This window comes from Pseudomonas sp. 20-5 (assembly GCF_056782835.1).
Map to the genome: position 1 here is coordinate 3,946,782 of NZ_CM165584.1, position 15,379 is coordinate 3,962,160.

Below are 15,379 nucleotides of genomic sequence, written 5' to 3' on the forward strand. Positions count from 1 at the left end.
ATGACAGCCGACAAGAAAGCCAAGATCCTCGCCACCCTCGGCCCGGCCACCCGCAGCCGCGACGATATCCGTGCCCTGGTGGAGGCCGGCGCCAACCTGTTCCGCCTGAACTTCAGCCACGGCGACTACGCCGATCACGCGCAGCGCTTCGCCTGGGTGCGCGAGGTGGAAGCGGAGCTGAACTACCCGATCGGCGTGCTCATGGACCTGCAGGGTCCGAAGCTGCGAGTCGGCCGCTTCGCCGCCGGTGCCGTGCAATTGCAGCGTGGGCAGACCTTCACCCTCGACCTCAGCGACGCCCCCGGCGACGAGCGGCGGGTCAACCTGCCGCATCCGGAGATCATCCATGCCCTGGAACCGGGCATGAGCCTGCTGCTGGACGACGGCAAGATCCGCCTGGAAGTGGTCAACTGCCACAGCGACGCCATCGAGACCCGCGTGGCGGTGGGTGGCGAGCTGTCCGATCGCAAGGGCGTCAACGTGCCGGAAGCGGTGCTGCAACTCAGCCCGCTGACCGACAAGGACCGCCGCGACCTGGCCTTCGGCCTGGAACTGGGGGTCGACTGGGTGGCGCTGTCCTTCGTGCAACGCCCGGAGGACATCGACGAGGCCCGTGGGCTGATCGGCGACAAGGCCTTCCTCATGGCCAAGATCGAGAAGCCCAGCGCGGTGAGCGCCATCGAGGCGATCGCCGAGCGCGCCGACGCGATCATGGTGGCGCGCGGCGACCTCGGCGTAGAGGTGCCGGCGGAGAGCGTGCCGGGCATCCAGAAACGCATCGTCCAGGTCTGCCGCCAGCTCGGCAAGCCGGTGGTGGTGGCCACCCAGATGCTCGAGTCGATGCGCTTCTCCCCCGCCCCGACCCGCGCCGAGGTGACCGACGTAGCCACCGCGGTGGGCGCCGGCGCCGACGCGGTGATGCTCTCGGCGGAAACCGCTTCCGGACAATACCCTCGCGAGGCGGTAGAGATGATGGCGAAGATCGTCCGCCAGGTGGAGGCCGAGCCGGACTACCACGTCCAGCTCGAGGCCAACCGTCCGCAGCCCGACGCTACCGTCTCCGATGCGATCAGCTGCGCGATCCGCCGGGTCAGCCGGATCCTCCCGGTGGCGGTGCTGGTGAACTACACCGAGTCGGGCAACTCGACCCTGCGCGCCGCCCGCGAGCGGCCCAAGGCGCCGATCCTCAGCCTGACCCCGAACCTGCGCACCGCGCGGCGACTGACCGTGGCCTGGGGCGTGTATTCGGTGGTCAACGAGCAACTGGCGCACGTCGACGAGATCTGCTCGACCGCCCTCGACATCGCCCTGGCCCAGCGCATGGCGCGCCGCGGCGACACCGTGGTGGTCACCGCCGGCGTGCCGTTCGGTCGCCCCGGCTCGACCAACATGCTGCGCATCGAGACCGTGGCGCCGCCGCTGGGAGATCTCTGAAGCAACGAGTTCGGTCCGGCTCGCGCCGTCCCCCCGGGCATGCGGGTCGGGCCACCCTTGTCTCTCTCGGATGGATGGGGCCGGAAATACGGGGCCGCGTCTCCATCCATCCGGGAAAGACCTTCTTGTCGGACCATGGCCTCCCTCGCGCACTCCCATGCAGGCCATGGACATTCAAGGCCTCCGGTTCAACTCCTGCCGGAGGTCTTTTTTTCTTCTTGGAACGCCCTGCATGCATGACCCTCGCCTGGCCTTCTCGTCCGGGGTGCGTCGCCTCCGCGCCAGACCCTACAATGACCGCCCCCGCCCCTCGCGCAGGCCTGGCATCTCCGTGCCTGCCGAGCGGCCCTTGCCGCACTGACCGCCATGCCCCTGCAATCTCTCCTCAATGCATCCCGAATCCTCCTGCGCGGCATCAGCCAGGTGTTCCTCCAGGGCGACCCACGCCTGGGCCTGGCCTGTCTGCTGGCGATCGCCGTCGGCGCGCCGCCGCTGCTCGCCGGCGCCCTCCTTGGCGGCGCCCTCGGCCCGTTGCTGGCGCGCCTGTTGCACTGCGCCGACAGCGACATCGAGGCCGGGCTGTACGGCTACAACGCCGTGCTGATCGGCATGCTGCTGGCATTCCGCTTCGCCTGGTCGCCGGGGCTGGTGTCGCTGGTAGCGCTCGGCTGCCTGGCCAGCGTGGCGTTGCAGCGCCTGTTCCTGCATGGGCTGCGCCGACGCCGCTGGCTTCCGCCCTATACCCTGGGCTTCGTCCTCAACGGCTGGTGGCTGGTGCCCCTCGGCGCCTGGCTAGGCCTGGCCCCGGCGACCCATGGCGGCTGCTTCAGCTGCGCCTGGAGCGGCACGGCGGAGCTGGCGGCGCTAGCGCAGGGGATCGGCGAGATCATCTTCCTCGGTGAACCGCTGGCAGGGCTGCTGGTCTGGCTCGGCCTGCTGCTGGTCTCGCGTCCCTCCGCCGCCTGGGCCCTCGCCGGCGCCGCGGCCAGCCTGCCGCTGGCCTGGCTGCTGGGCTACGACTGGGCGAGCGCGCTCGCCGGGTTCTACGGCCTGAACGCCGCCCTTGCCGGGCTGGCCCTGGCCTTGCGCTACCGCAGCGTCTGGCCGCCACTGCTCGGCATGGGCCTGGCGGTGGCGCTGCAACCGCTGTTCGGCCTGCTCGGCCTGCCGGCGCTGACCGCACCGTTCATCCTCGCCTGCCTGCTCTGCATTGGCGGCGAGCGCCTTTACCTGCGCCTGGCCGGCAGCCTCGGCGCGCGCCTCGGCCGGCGGCGCTCCTGAGCGGGGAACGCTGGCGCCGGCGGGCTAGTCTGGTAAGGTGCCGCATCCATCATCAGGAGCCACGATGAGCGCACCCGACAGCTGGCGCGAACGCCTCTACATCGTCATCTTCCAGACCGACACCCGCGACGGCCGGCGCTTCGACAGCGCGCTGCTGCTGGTGATCCTGGCCAGCCTGCTGGTAGTGATGATCGACAGCATCGACGAGATCCACCAGGACTACGGCGACCTGCTGGCCTACATCGAATGGGGCTTCACCGGCATCTTCCTGGTGGAATACCTGCTGCGCCTGTACTGCTCGCCCAAGCCGCTGCGCTATGCCTTCAGCTTCTACGGCCTGGTCGACCTGCTGGCGATCCTCCCCGGCTTCCTCGCCCTGCTCTACCCCGACGCCCAGTACCTGCTGATCGTCCGGGTGATACGCATGCTGCGGATCTTCCGCGTGCTCAAGCTGCGCCAGTACCTGAGCCAGGCCAATTTCCTGCTCACCGCCCTGCGCGGCAGCAAGCAGAAGATCATCGTGTTCTTCCTCACCGTGATGACCCTGGTCACCGTGTTCGGCGCGCTGATGTACGTGGTCGAAGGCCCGGAGCACGGTTTCACCAGCATCCCCCGCGGCATCTACTGGGCGATCGTCACCCTCACCACGGTCGGCTTCGGCGACATCACCCCGAAGACCCCGCTCGGCCAGGCCATCGCCAGCCTGGTGATGCTCACCGGCTACTCGATCATCGCGGTGCCCACCGGGATCTTCACCGCCGAACTCGCCACCGCGATGCGCCAGGACCCGGCCAACCTGTTGCAGCGGGATTGCCCGGTGTGCCGCAAGGCGACCCACGAAGTGCAGGCGGCATTCTGCTGCCGCTGCGGCAACCCGTTGTTCCCTCGCGAGGAAGGCAGCCATGGGAAGTCTTGACCGGCAGCGCTGGGACGCCCTCTGGCAGCAACTCGGCGGCAACCCGCCGGCGGATGCCTTCGACGCGCTGCTGGCGGCCTATGGCGGGGCCGACCGGCACTACCACAGCGATCGCCACATCCTCGCCTGCCTGGAGCACTTCGACCGCTGGCGCCAACTGGCGCTGCGGCCGGACCTGGTGGAGCTGGCGTTGTGGACCCACGACCTGGTCTACGACACCCAGCGCCAGGACAACGAGGCCGCCAGCGCCGCCAGCACCGAGCACTGGCTCGACCAGGCCGGGCTGGCGGCGCTGCGGCCGGCCCTGCGCGAACTGATCATGGCCACCTGTCACCAGGCGCCGCCGGGAGACGCCGACGCCGCCCTGGTGGTGGATATCGACCTCGCCATCCTCGCCGCGCCGGCGCCGGTCTACGCGCGCTACGAGGCGGACGTCCGCGCCGAATACGCCTGGGTGCCGGAACCGCTGTTCCGCGCCGGGCGCGGCAAGTTGCTGCGCCAGTTGCTGGAGCAACCGGCGCTGTACCACTGCGAACCGCTGCGGCAACGCTGGGAGGCCGCCGCCCGCGCCAACCTGCGCGGTGCCCTGGAGCGCCTGGAACAGCCGGCCTGAGCCGCACGGGAAAATTTCTTCGCGCCGCTTAACCCGTCTTTCGCCGCACTTGCGTCTTAGGCAGCAGGAAGGGACCGCACGCACGGGTTCCTCGCCCCTCCATCCGCCCAAGGAAGAGATATCGTGAATCGACTCGCCGCCTCTCCGCTCCTGTTCGCCGGCCTGTTCGCCAGCGCTCCGTTGCTGGCCGCGCCACAAGCGGTCGACAGCCGCATCAGCGCGGTCACCGTCTACGCCGACCGTGCCGTGGTCACCCGCACCGCCCGCCTGCAATTGCCCAAGGGCCAGCATGAGATCGCCCTGGAGCAACTGCCCTTCCAGCTCGACGACACCAGCCTGCGCGCGTCCCTCGGCGCCAGCGCCGCCGCCACCCTGCTCGACGTCAGCAGCGCCGCGCAACGGGTCGAGCGCCCGGACGACAATCGTGTGCAGCAGCTCGACCAGCAACTGCGCGAGATAGACCGGCAACTGCGGGAAATCCATGACCGCGGCAGCGTGCTCGAAGCGCAGAAGAAGTTCCTCGCCGACATCCAGAGCGGCAGCACCCAGCCCGGCAAGGATCGCCCCATGCCCGGCATCGACGAGCTGAAAAGCCTGCTGCAACTGACCGAAGGCAACCTCGAACGCCTGCTCGCCGAGCAGCGCCAGCTGGACGACCGCGCCGCCGAACTGGAACAGCGCAAGCAGCAGTTGCAGGAGCAGCGCGGCACCCTCAACGGCGACGGCAAGCGCTTCAAGCGCGCGGTCCTGCGGGTCGCCCTGGAGCAACCGGCACAGGTCGAGGTGAAGCTCGACTACACCCTGCGCGACGCCTCCTGGCAGCCGACCTACGACGCACGCCTGCGCGACGGCGCGAAGACCATCGAACTGACCTACCAGGGCCTGGTCCGGCAGAGCAGCGGCGAAGACTGGACCGACGTCGACCTGACCCTCTCCACCGCCCGTCCGGCCCTGGGCGGCAACGTACCGCGGCTGAATCCCTGGATCGTCGACATCGACGCGCCCAACGCCTACTACGGTGCCGAGATGGCCATGCAGGACGTTCCGGCGCCCATGCCGCAAGCCGCTCCCATCGCCAGGACCTCGGCGAAGATGGCCATGCCGGCCCCGGCGCCGAAGCTGGCCGAGGCGCGGCTCGCCACCGCGGAGGTCAGCAGCGGCGCCGCCAGCGCCTCTTTCCACATCCCCGTGCCGGCGACCCTGAACAGCGACGGCAGCGCGCAGAAGGTCACCATCGCCCGCCTGGAAATGCCGGCCAAGCTGCGCTATCTGGCGGCCCCGGCCCTGCGCGAAACCGCCTACCTGGAGGCGGAGACCCGCAACGACAGCGACTACCCGCTGCTCCCCGGCACCCTGAATACCTTTCTCGGCAACAGCTTCGTCGCCAGCGGCCATCTGCGCGGGGTGATGCCCGGCGAGAGCTTCGAACTGGCACTGGGCGCCGACGAGGGCATCGGCATCGAACGCAAGCTGGTCAAGCGCTATACCGACAGCAGCGGCCTGATCGGCAACCGCACGCGGGTCAACTACGAATTCCGCATCGACGTGCGCAACAACCACAAGAACGCCGAACGCGTGCAGTTCGAGGACCAGTTGCCGGTCTCGCGCAACGAGCAGATCCAGGTCACCTTGCTGGAACCCAAGGCGCAGGAAGTCAAGCGCGAGGACGACGGCAAGCTGAAGTGGGACTGGACCCTGCAACCCGGCGAGAAACGCAGCGCCACCCTGAAGTTCAGCGTGGAGTATCCCAAGGACCTGGCGGTCAGCGGCCTCGACTAGCGCTGGCCAAAGCGCCGGCCGCGGCATAGGCTCGAGCGGGTAATAAGCAAAGCAGTTTTTGATATTTACCCTGCATATAACCCGACGTTATAGTCGAGCCACTACAACATGCTCAAAGGAACTGCCCTGTGAAACGACTGTTCAGCGCCTCCCTGCTGGCCGCCGGCCTGGCGCTCGGCGGCGCCGCTCACGCCGCCCAGCCCCTGCTCAACGTCTCCTACGACGTGATGCGCGACTTCTACAAGGAATACAACCCGGCCTTCCAGAAATACTGGAAAGCGGAGAAAGGCGAGAACATCACCATCCAGATGTCCCATGGCGGTTCCAGCAAGCAGGCGCGCTCGGTGATCGACGGTCTGCCCGCCGACGTCATCACCATGAACCAGGCCACCGACATCGACGCCCTCGCCGACAACGGCGGCCTGGTGCCGAAGGACTGGGCGACCCGCCTGCCGAACAACAGCGCGCCGTTCACCTCGGCCACCGTGTTCATCGTTCGCAAGGGCAACCCCAAGGCCCTGAAGGACTGGCCGGACCTGCTCAAGGACGGCGTCCAGGTAGTGGTGCCGAACCCCAAGACCTCCGGCAATGGCCGCTACACCTATCTCTCCGCCTGGGGCTACGTGCTGAAGAACGGCGGTGACGAGAACAAGGCCAAGGAATTCGTCGGCAAGCTGTTCAAGCAGGTACCGGTGCTCGACACCGGCGGCCGCGCCGCCACCACTACCTTCATGCAGAACCAGATCGGCGACGTACTGGTGACCTTCGAGAACGAAGCCGAGATGATCGCCCGCGAATTCGGCCGAGGCGGCTTCGAGGTGGTCTACCCGAGCGTGTCCGCCGAGGCCGAGCCCCCCGTGGCGGTGGTCGACAAGGTGGTCGAGAAGAAAGGCAGCCGCGCCCAGGCCGAGGCCTACCTGAAGTACCTGTGGTCGGACGAGGGCCAGACCATCGCCGCCAACAACTACCTGCGCCCGCGCAACCCGGAGATCCTCGCCAAGTTCGCCGACCGCTTCCCGAAAGTCGACTTCTTCTCGGTGGAGAAGACCTTCGGCGACTGGCGCAGCGTGCAGAAGACCCACTTCATCGACGGCGGCGTATTCGACCAGATCTACAGCCCCAACTGATCCCTCGCCGCTTGACGAAAAAGCCGGAAGCGCTCGCGCTTCCGGCTTTTTCATTCGGCTTGCAGTTCAGCCACTGCCGCCTCAGCGAAACTCGTGCTCCACCTCGGACCAGAGGCTGACCCGCTGTCCGCCGGCCTCGAAGAACTCCATCTCGCGGCGGATGCCGGCGCTGTCTCGCCAGCCCGGCAGGTCGAGGACGATCAGCTCTTCCAGGTGATCCATGTAGAAGGCGTCCACCGGCGCCCACAACCTGCCGATCGCCGCGCGGTCGAGCTCGGCCAGGCACAGGTTGATCGGGTGGGACATGGAGACCTGGCTGAATACCACGTGGCCGGCGCGGACGATGGTCGCCGCGACCTCGTTGCAGGCACGGAAGCGCTGCTCGACCACCTCGGCGTCGGCATGGCTGTAGGGACAGGCTAGGAATATCTTGCGCATGGTTACCTCGTTGCGGAAAGCGACGCCGCGATGGCTCGCGGCGCTCGTCGGGGGATGTTTCAGGCTGCGTGCAGGGCGCTTTTTTCCGCCTCGTCATGCTCCTGCTCCTGCCGCGCATAGCGCTCGGCGGCAGGCACCGAGATGCGGATGGCGATGAATACCGCCAGCAGGCCGCCGAACAATTTGCCGAGCAGGATCGGTAGGATCAGCGTCGGCTGGAAGTTGGCGGTGAATGCCAGGTGATCGCCGATGGTGGCCTGGGCGCAGACGCCCAGGGCCACGCAAAGCACCTTGTCGCGAGCATTCATGTATTTGAACAGGTGGTAGGTGGCGATGATGTTCGCCAGTACCATGACAAAGGCGGTGGCGCCCGGCTGGGACAGCCCCAGGTAACGGCCGAGGACCGCCATCGGGCGCTTGCAGTAGCGCTGGAACAGGTAGCAGATGGGGAAGGTCCCGGCCAGCATGATGCCGATGTAGCCAGCGATCTCGATGGCGCGGAACAACTCTTTCTCGTCGGCGAACATCGGGTCGAAGCCCCAGCCGCCGAAGACCTTGGTGAAGACTCCGGTGAAGTGCTGGACGATGGAAAGCGCCAGGGCCATCTTGATGAACGCGTCCATCACCTTGCCGAATACCAGGAACCCGGTGACCATCGCCGTCGCCCGGTACTTCAGGCCGGCGGCCAGCAGGAAGCAGAAGACGAACAGCGGCGCCAGCAGCCGAAGCATGTCGAGGAAGTCCAGCGACAGGTAGTGCAGGGCCGGCGAACCGGTCGATACCAGTTCGCGCACCGGGATGTGGTTGAGGGTAATCAGCAGCAACGCCGCCAGCACCGCGAACGGAATGCTGATCAACCCGGCCATCGCCCCCAGCGCCAGGTACTTGTGGTCCTTGCGCTCGAGCATGGTCAGGCCGACCGGGATCAGGTAGACGATGGTCGCGCCGGAGGTGTAGCCCACCAGCATGGCAGTAATCCACATGTCGCGGTTGGCGGTCAGGGCATCGGCCAACTGGTAGCCGCCCATGTCCACCGCGATGATCGACAGCGCGGCGATGGATACGTCGGAACCGAGGGTCTGGAAGAACGGGCCGAGGGCATGGGAAATCGCCTTCGACAGATAGGGAATGGCTACCATGATGCCGGCCTGGGCGAGGAACACCGGACCGATGGCGTGGATGCCGTTGACGAACTCGCGGCCCAGACCGCTTTCCGGGCGCAGGATGGAAGCCAGCGCGCCAAGTACCGCACCCAGCATGATCAGGTAAATCACATAGTTTCCGAACTCGGCCATCTGCGTCGTTCTCCCCTCGGCAGGCTCCCGTAGCGGGATGCGTTCTTCTGGTTGTCTGGTCGGGAGGCCGGCCACGCCGGTCGCTCCGCCGAAGCGAACACTCGCATTTCGCGTGCCACAATTTGGTTTTCGTGTTGATTTTAAGGTTCGTTTTACCTAAATTGGTCACCCATACGGTCAAGTAGGCGGCCAATCCAAGAGCGTACCTGCCTTACGGACCTGTGGGATTTTCCGCCGGGCCTGCGCAAAGCCTCGCCCCGCCCCCTTCCGCCCAGCGCCGCCAGGCGCTACCGGGCGATTCACGGTAACAATCGCCGCACCAGGATGCGGCCCATGGGAGAACACGATGCGCCCCGAGGAACGCCGCCGCCACATTCTCGAATTGCTGCGCCAGCGCGAGCGGATCTCGGTGGACGAACTGGCGCGGACCCTTTCCACCTCTCAGGAAACCATTCGCCGCGACCTCACCGCGCTGGCCGAACAAGGCCTGGTCAGCAAATTCCACGGAGGGGCCGCCCTGCCGCCCAGCGGCGAGCACGAGAACGCCTTCCAGACGCGAATGAACGAGCACGCCCAGGAAAAACGCGCAGTCGCCCGCTACGCCGCCGGCCTGTTCGGGCCCGGTGACAGCATCTTCATCGACACCGGCACCACCACCCTGCTGTTCGCCCGCGAACTGGCGCGCCAGAGCCATCTGACGGTGATCACCAACTCGCTGTTGATCGCCGGCAGCGTCGGCGCCTCCGGCAACCGTGCATTCATGATCGGCGGCGAATACCGCCCGGAATCCGAACAGAACGTCGGCGCCCTGGCCATCGAGCAGATCGCCCGGTTCAACGCCGAGCATGCGGTGATCACCGTCGGCGCGCTGAACGGCGATGGCGCCATGGATTTTTCCATCGAGGAAGCCGAGATCGCCCGTGCCATGATCGCCCAGGCCCGCCAACTGACGGTTATCGCCGACTCCTCGAAGCTCGGCCGGCGCGCCCTGTTTCAGGTCTTCCCGCTGAGCCGGATCAACCGCCTGGTGGTCGACCGCAAGCCTACCGGGGAACTCTGGGAAGCCCTGCAACAGGCGCGGGTGGAAGTCCACGAAGCCCCCCTGCGCACCCCGCAGGCCTGACTCCCCTCGCGCGCAGCCCCGGAGACAGGCCGGGGCTGTGCCGGTGGCTGCCCGTCGATTAATCGATTGACTGTTTCTCTTTCAGTTGCCACATTAAAACAACAAATTTCACATAGAATTCTGTGTGAAAAATCAGTGTTACGGTCAAAAAGCAAACTGATACCAAAAGAAACAGGCAGAAACGATGACTGAGCCGCTTGCGACAAAGACCGCGATCTTCGACGTTGCAGTGATCGGCGCTGGCGTGGTGGGTTGCGCCATGGCCCGCCGCTTCGCCCTGGAAGGTGCACGGGTGGTCCTGCTGGAAAAAAGCACCGACATCCTCTCCGGTGCCAGCAAGGGCAACAGCGCGATCCTCCATACCGGTTTCGACGCGCCGCCCGGCAGCATCGAACTGGCCTGCATGCAGGAGGGCTATCGCGAATACCGCGACATCCATGCGCGCCTCAACCTGCCGCTGCTGGAAACCGGCGCCCTGGTGGCGGCATGGAGCGACGAGGATCTGGCGCGCCTGCCGGCCATCGTCGAGCAGGCCCACGGCAACGGTGTCGATGACGTCCGCCAGATCGGTCGCGACGAGGTCCTGGCGCTGGAGCCGCAGTTGGCCGGCAATGTGCTCGGTGCGGTGCGGGTCCCCGGTGAGCATCTGATCGACCCCTGGTCCGCGCCGCTCGCCTATCTGCAACAGGCGCAGGCCCATGGCGCCGAGGCCTGTTTCGACGTCGAGGTGCTGGACGGCGCCTTCGACGGCGGCGAATGGCTGTTGCATACCCGCCGCGGCGATCTGCGCGCGCGCCAGGTAATCAACTGCGCCGGACTCTTCGGTGACCAACTGGAACAGCGCCTGCTCGGCGCGGCGAGCTTCGCCATCCATCCGCGCAAGGGCCAGTTCGTGGTCTTCGACAAGGCCGCCGCGGCGCTGCTGCGGCACATCCTGCTGCCGGTACCCAACGAGCGGACCAAAGGCGTGGTATTCACCCGTACTGTCTTCGGCAACCTGCTTGCCGGCCCCACCGCCGAGGAACAGGACGACCGCGAACAGGCACGGGTCGACAGCGACACCCTGCAGCGACTGATCGACGCCGCCGTCGAGCGGCTCCCCGGCCTGCGCGGCATGCCGGTCACCGCCACCTACGCCGGGTTGCGGCCGGCCAGCGAAAAGAAGGAATACCGCATCCGCCAGGTCGACGGACGCAACTGGATCAGTGTCGGCGGCATCCGTTCCACCGGTCTCACCGCGGCGCTGGGCATCGCACGCCACGTCTATCGTCTCTACCAGGGTGGGCGCTTCCACGAAGCGGTTCGCGAGCCGCTCTGGCCGCAGGTACCGAACCTCGCCGAACACCTGCCGCGCGACTGGCAGCGTCCCGGCTACGACGAGATCGTCTGCCACTGCGAGATGGTCACCCGCCGGGAAATCCTCGCCGCCCTGGAAGGCCCGCTGCCAGCCGGCGACTTCGGCGGCCTGAAGCGTCGCACCCGCGCCTGCATGGGACGCTGCCAGGGTTTCTACTGCAACGCGCGGGTCGCCGAGCTGAGCGCCGGCCGCCTCGCTCAGCCCCTCGCCACCGGGAGTTGCCATGAGCATCACTGAACAGGTCGACGTCGCCATCATCGGCAGCGGTCCCGCCGGATTGGCGGCCGCCATCGAACTACGCCGCCAGGGCGTCGCCCGGGTCTGCGTGCTGGAGCGCGACGGCGAGGCCGGCGGTATACCCCGGCATTGCGCGCATCCGCCGTTCGGCCTGCGCGAGCACGGCCGCCTGTTGACCGGCCCGGCCTACGCGCTGCGTAACGTCGAACAGGCTGAACGGGCCGGGGTGGATATCCGCCTGCGCCATAGCGTGGTCGCTCTCGCCGCCGCCGGTCTGCTGCAACTGGCCACCCCCGAAGGCCCGCGCAGTCTGCGCGCGACACGCGTGCTGCTGGCCACCGGCGCACGCGAGACGCCGCGCTCGGCGCGCCTGCTGGGCGGCGACCGGCCACTGGGCGTGATCAATACCGGCGCGCTGCAAGCCTATCTCTATCTGCAAGGCCTGAAGCCGTTCGAACGGCCGCTGATCGTCGGCACCGAGTTGGTCAGCCTGTCCGCCGTGATGAGCTGCCGGCGTGCCGGCATCCGCCCGGTGGCCATGCTCGAACGCAACGCACGGGCCACCGCGCGTTGGCCGCTATCGTTGTTTCCCAGGCTGTGCGGAGTGCCGATGCACTTCTCCAGCGAGCTGCTGGAGATCGAAGGCCGCGGCCGGGTCGAGGCGGCGCGGGTACGCCTGGGCGACGGGCGGGTCGAACGGATCGCCTGCGACGGCATCCTCCTCAGCGGACGCTTCGTTCCCGAATCGAGCCTGGTCCGCCTCAGCCACCTGGAACTGGACCCGGCCAGCGGCGGCCCGCGCATCGATCAGTTCGGCCGCTGCTCCGACCCCGCCTATTTCGCCGCCGGCAACCTGCTCCGGCCGATCGAGACCGCCGGCTGGTCGTTCCGCGAGGGACGAAGGATCGCCGGCCTGCTGGCCGCCGACCTGCGGGCCGAACTGCCGGTCGCCGCGCCCGGTATCGCCATCGATTGCAGCGGTCCGCTCAAGCTGTGCGTGCCGCAGCGGCTGCTGGACGATCCGACACCCGGCCTGGCGCATCTACAGCTACGCGTAAGCGAGGCCGCCAGCGGACGCCTGCGGATACTGGCCGATGGTCGCCCGGTGTGGGAACGCGCCCTGTCCTGCCTGCCGGAGCGCCGCCTGCTGGTGCCGCTGGCCGCCCTGCGCCTACCGCCGGACACCCGGCGCCTGGAAGTCGCCTTCCTCACCTCCGGCCACTGAACCCGCGAAGAGAACCGACCATGCGAATCGCCGCCCTCGACCAGGGAACCACCAGTACCCGCGTGCTGGTCGCCAGCCAGGACGGCAGCGCCGATATTCAGTTGGCGCTGCGTCACCAGCAACACCATCCGCAGTCCGGTTGGGTCGAGCACGATCCGCTGGAACTGCTGGCCAACCTGCAACGCTGCCTGGAGGCCAGCGGCCGGGTCGACGCCATCGGCCTCGCCAACCAGGGCGAAAGCTGCATGGCCTGGGACGCCCGCAGCGGCGAGCCGTTGTCGCCGCTGATCGTCTGGCAGGACAACCGCACCACCCCGCACATCGAGCGTCTACGCGCCAGCGGCGCCGAGGCGCTGGTCCTGGAACGCAGCGGCCTGCCGCTCGATGCCTATTTCTCGGCCAGCAAGCTGGGCTGGATCGTCGAGCACCTTCCTGCCGCTCGCCGGGCTCTCGAGGCCGGCCGCCTGCGCCTGGGAACCAGCGACGCCTGGTTTCTCGACCGCTTGTGCGGAACCTTCGCCACCGACGTCACCACCGCCTCGCGCACCGCATTGATGAACCTCGCCGAGGGCCGCTGGGACCCCGAACTGTGCGCCCTGTTCGGCGTGCCGATCGAGTGCCTGCCGGAAATCCGCGATACCGTCGGCCATTTCGGGGTGATCGGCAACACTCCGCTGACGGCCTCGGTGGTTGACCAGCAGGCCTCGCTCTACGGTCACGGCTGCCGCCAGCCCGGTGATGCGAAGATCACCTTCGGCACCGGCGCCTTCGCCCTGACCCTTAGCGGCGAGCGGATCATCCGCTCGCCGGAGACAGGCCTGCTCGCCACCATCGCCTGGCAGATCGATGGCAAGCCGGTGTACGCCATGGACGGCGGGGTCTACGATGCCAGCGCCGCAGTCGAGTGGGCCGGGCGTCTTGGCCTGTTCAGCGACTTCTCGGAACTGGCCGGCTTCGACCGGCCGCCGGCCATCGACCGCGGGCTGGCCTTCGTCCCGGCCTTGTCGGGACTCGCATGCCCGCACTGGGACCGCAGCGCCGGCGCGATGTGGCTGGGAATGGACGCCGGCACCCGCCGCGAGGACCTCTGCCAGGCCCTGCTCGAAGGCGTGGTGCTGCGCAGCGCCGAGGTGATCCAGGCGATGGACGGCTACCTGAAGGTCACCGACCGCCTGTCCATCGACGGCGGCCTGGCGCGCAGCCCCTACTTCGCCCAGTTCCTCGCCGACAGCCTGCAACGGCGCATCGTCACCCAGCGCTTCGACGAACTCACCGCCTTCGGTTGCGCCGCCCTTGCCGCGCGTGGCCTCGGCTACGAGCTGGCGGAGCCGCGCAACACCCGCACGGAGTTCCAGCCGCGGGTCGACGCCGGCACCGCCCGGCGCTGGCAGGTGCGTTTCAGCGAAGCGGTGGCGCGCACCCGCGGCTGGCGCTGAGCCGCTTTCAGCGTCCCGGCCAGCCGGTCTCGCGCAGCGCCGCCAGGAGCGTCTCCCCCTTCAGCGCGGGCACCAGCCGGCCGTCCTCGGTGCGCATGTCCTCGCCGGCCAGCAGCACGTTGACGATGGCTTCTTCCACCGCCTCCGCCGCCGCGGCGAACAACGGCGAGATGTGGTCGTTGTTGAGCATCCGCAGCGGCGTGCTCTGCGGCAGGTCCTTGCGCGCATAGTCGGCTGGCGGCAGGTCCTGGTTGCCGGTGGCGAATGCGAGGAACACGTCGCCGCTGGAGTCCTCGGTGCCACCGCCGGTGCGAGCGATGCCGATCGAGGCGCGCTGCGCCAGGCGCTGGCACTGGTGCGGCAGCAGCGGCGCGTCGGTGGCCAGGATCACCACGATGGAGCCCATGCCCGGGGTGCCTTCCTCGCTGAACGGCGAGGGGATGTCGCCCAGCCGGCGGCCGACCGGATAGCCATCGACCCGCAGCTCGCGACGCTGGCCGTGGTTGGCCTGGACCAGCGCGCCCACCGTCCAGCCGCCCTGCTCCGCCGGCAGCCGCCGCGATGCGCTACCGATGCCACCCTTGAACTCGTGGCAGATCATCCCGGTGCCGCCGCCCACCGAACCTTCGCGGACCGGTCCGGACTCGGCGCAGGCCAGCGCCTCGCCGACCTGGCGGGCGCCGACGTGCTGGCCCCAGATATCGTTGAGCAGGCCGTCGAAGGTCTCCATCACCACCGGCATGCACCAGTACAGCCCGCTGTCGCCGAGTTCGGCGCGCTCCTCGGCGATCAGCGCGTCGCGCACCGCGCCGACGCTGTGGGTATTGGTGATGGCGATCGGGGTGGTCAGCAGGCCGGCTTCACGGATCCACTCCAGGCCCGTGGCGTCGCCGTTGCCGTTGAGCACATGGCAGCCGGCGAAGCAGGGTTGCAGGCGCGCCGCACCGGCGCGCGGCTGGACCAGGGTGACGCCGGTGCGAACCTGCCTGCCGTCGATCCGCTGGTTCAGGGTGCTGTGGCCGACGCGCACGCCGGGAACGTCGGTGATCGCGTTGAACGGGCCGGGAGTGCCCAGGCCGAGGGTGATGCCAAGTTGTCGAGCGCGCATGCGGACTCCT

13 protein-coding genes are annotated in these 15,379 nt (G+C 68.1%); 10 read left to right on the forward strand and 3 right to left on the reverse strand.

Annotated elements, in window-relative coordinates:
- The 6 genes from pyk to AC1RB9_RS18130 all read left to right on the forward strand — a co-directional run bounded on the left by pyk (window position 1) and on the right by AC1RB9_RS18130 (window position 7,150).
- Window positions 1-1,434, forward strand: coding sequence for a pyruvate kinase (gene pyk, locus AC1RB9_RS18105; protein ID WP_003159951.1), 1,434 nt, complete (start codon window positions 1-3; stop codon window positions 1,432-1,434).
- Window positions 1,435-1,800: 366 nt separating this feature from the next.
- Window positions 1,801-2,715 carry an urea transporter gene (locus tag AC1RB9_RS18110; RefSeq protein WP_003122928.1) on the forward strand — a complete coding sequence of 305 codons (915 nt, stop codon included), beginning with the start codon at window positions 1,801-1,803 and terminating at the stop codon, window positions 2,713-2,715.
- A 64-nt stretch (window positions 2,716-2,779) separates the two neighbouring features.
- Window positions 2,780-3,631, forward strand: coding sequence for an ion transporter (locus AC1RB9_RS18115; protein ID WP_003083179.1), 852 nt, complete (start codon window positions 2,780-2,782; stop codon window positions 3,629-3,631).
- The gene (locus AC1RB9_RS18120; RefSeq protein ID WP_481864874.1) at window positions 3,618-4,244 is read left to right on the forward strand and encodes an HD domain-containing protein; all 627 of its coding nucleotides are present in this window, start codon (window positions 3,618-3,620) and stop codon (window positions 4,242-4,244) included. The genes AC1RB9_RS18115 and AC1RB9_RS18120 overlap by 14 nt, the downstream gene beginning before the upstream one ends.
- Before the next feature lie 123 nt (window positions 4,245-4,367).
- The gene (muiA, locus tag AC1RB9_RS18125) at window positions 4,368-6,023 is read left to right on the forward strand and encodes a mucoidy inhibitor MuiA (protein WP_003117788.1); all 1,656 of its coding nucleotides are present in this window, start codon (window positions 4,368-4,370) and stop codon (window positions 6,021-6,023) included.
- Between the two features lie 128 nt (window positions 6,024-6,151).
- The gene (locus AC1RB9_RS18130; RefSeq protein WP_003087175.1) at window positions 6,152-7,150 is read left to right on the forward strand and encodes a sulfate ABC transporter substrate-binding protein; all 999 of its coding nucleotides are present in this window, start codon (window positions 6,152-6,154) and stop codon (window positions 7,148-7,150) included.
- Between the two features lie 81 nt (window positions 7,151-7,231).
- On the opposite strand, the gene AC1RB9_RS18135 is transcribed toward AC1RB9_RS18130, so the two are convergent.
- Window positions 7,232-7,588 carry a DUF1937 family protein gene (locus AC1RB9_RS18135; protein WP_003083172.1) on the reverse strand — a complete coding sequence of 119 codons (357 nt, stop codon included), beginning with the start codon at window positions 7,586-7,588 and terminating at the stop codon, window positions 7,232-7,234.
- A gap of 59 nt (window positions 7,589-7,647) precedes the next feature.
- Window positions 7,648-8,883 (reverse strand): ethanolamine utilization protein EutH, encoded by a 1,236-nt coding sequence (gene eutH, locus AC1RB9_RS18140; RefSeq protein ID WP_003083171.1) that lies wholly within the window; start codon window positions 8,881-8,883, stop codon window positions 7,648-7,650.
- A 346-nt stretch (window positions 8,884-9,229) separates the two neighbouring features.
- Between eutH and AC1RB9_RS18145 the strand changes: the two genes are divergently transcribed.
- From AC1RB9_RS18145 to AC1RB9_RS18160, 4 genes are all read left to right on the forward strand, one after another.
- Window positions 9,230-10,006: a DeoR/GlpR family DNA-binding transcription regulator gene (locus AC1RB9_RS18145; RefSeq protein WP_003449757.1), complete on the forward strand. Its 777-nt coding sequence runs from the start codon at window positions 9,230-9,232 to the stop codon at window positions 10,004-10,006.
- 184 nt (window positions 10,007-10,190) lie between these two features.
- Window positions 10,191-11,600, forward strand: coding sequence for an NAD(P)/FAD-dependent oxidoreductase (locus tag AC1RB9_RS18150; protein ID WP_003449756.1), 1,410 nt, complete (start codon window positions 10,191-10,193; stop codon window positions 11,598-11,600).
- Window positions 11,587-12,825, forward strand: coding sequence for an NAD(P)/FAD-dependent oxidoreductase (locus AC1RB9_RS18155; RefSeq protein WP_003449755.1), 1,239 nt, complete (start codon window positions 11,587-11,589; stop codon window positions 12,823-12,825). The genes AC1RB9_RS18150 and AC1RB9_RS18155 overlap by 14 nt, the downstream gene beginning before the upstream one ends.
- 20 nt (window positions 12,826-12,845) lie before the next feature.
- Window positions 12,846-14,261 (forward strand): glycerol kinase, encoded by a 1,416-nt coding sequence (locus tag AC1RB9_RS18160; protein ID WP_003087165.1) that lies wholly within the window; start codon window positions 12,846-12,848, stop codon window positions 14,259-14,261.
- Between the two features lie 7 nt (window positions 14,262-14,268).
- On the opposite strand, the gene AC1RB9_RS18165 is transcribed toward AC1RB9_RS18160, so the two are convergent.
- Window positions 14,269-15,369, reverse strand: a complete 1,101-nt coding sequence (locus AC1RB9_RS18165; RefSeq protein WP_003087164.1) for a DmpA family aminopeptidase — start codon at window positions 15,367-15,369, stop codon at window positions 14,269-14,271.
- Window positions 15,370-15,379: the final 10 nt, after the last annotated feature.

Coding starts and splice junctions, on each gene's coding strand:
- pyk (WP_003159951.1), top strand. CDS start 1: ATGACAGCCGACAAGAAAGCCAAGATCCTCGCCACCCTCGGCCCGGCC.
- AC1RB9_RS18110 (WP_003122928.1), top strand. CDS start 1,801: ATGCCCCTGCAATCTCTCCTCAATGCATCCCGAATCCTCCTGCGCGGC.
- AC1RB9_RS18115 (WP_003083179.1), top strand. CDS start 2,780: ATGAGCGCACCCGACAGCTGGCGCGAACGCCTCTACATCGTCATCTTC.
- AC1RB9_RS18120 (WP_481864874.1), top strand. CDS start 3,618: ATGGGAAGTCTTGACCGGCAGCGCTGGGACGCCCTCTGGCAGCAACTC.
- AC1RB9_RS18135 (WP_003083172.1), bottom strand. CDS start 7,588: ATGCGCAAGATATTCCTAGCCTGTCCCTACAGCCATGCCGACGCCGAG.
- eutH (WP_003083171.1), bottom strand. CDS start 8,883: ATGGCCGAGTTCGGAAACTATGTGATTTACCTGATCATGCTGGGTGCG.
- AC1RB9_RS18145 (WP_003449757.1), top strand. CDS start 9,230: ATGCGCCCCGAGGAACGCCGCCGCCACATTCTCGAATTGCTGCGCCAG.
- AC1RB9_RS18150 (WP_003449756.1), top strand. CDS start 10,191: ATGACTGAGCCGCTTGCGACAAAGACCGCGATCTTCGACGTTGCAGTG.
- AC1RB9_RS18155 (WP_003449755.1), top strand. CDS start 11,587: ATGAGCATCACTGAACAGGTCGACGTCGCCATCATCGGCAGCGGTCCC.
- AC1RB9_RS18160 (WP_003087165.1), top strand. CDS start 12,846: ATGCGAATCGCCGCCCTCGACCAGGGAACCACCAGTACCCGCGTGCTG.
- AC1RB9_RS18165 (WP_003087164.1), bottom strand. CDS start 15,369: ATGCGCGCTCGACAACTTGGCATCACCCTCGGCCTGGGCACTCCCGGC.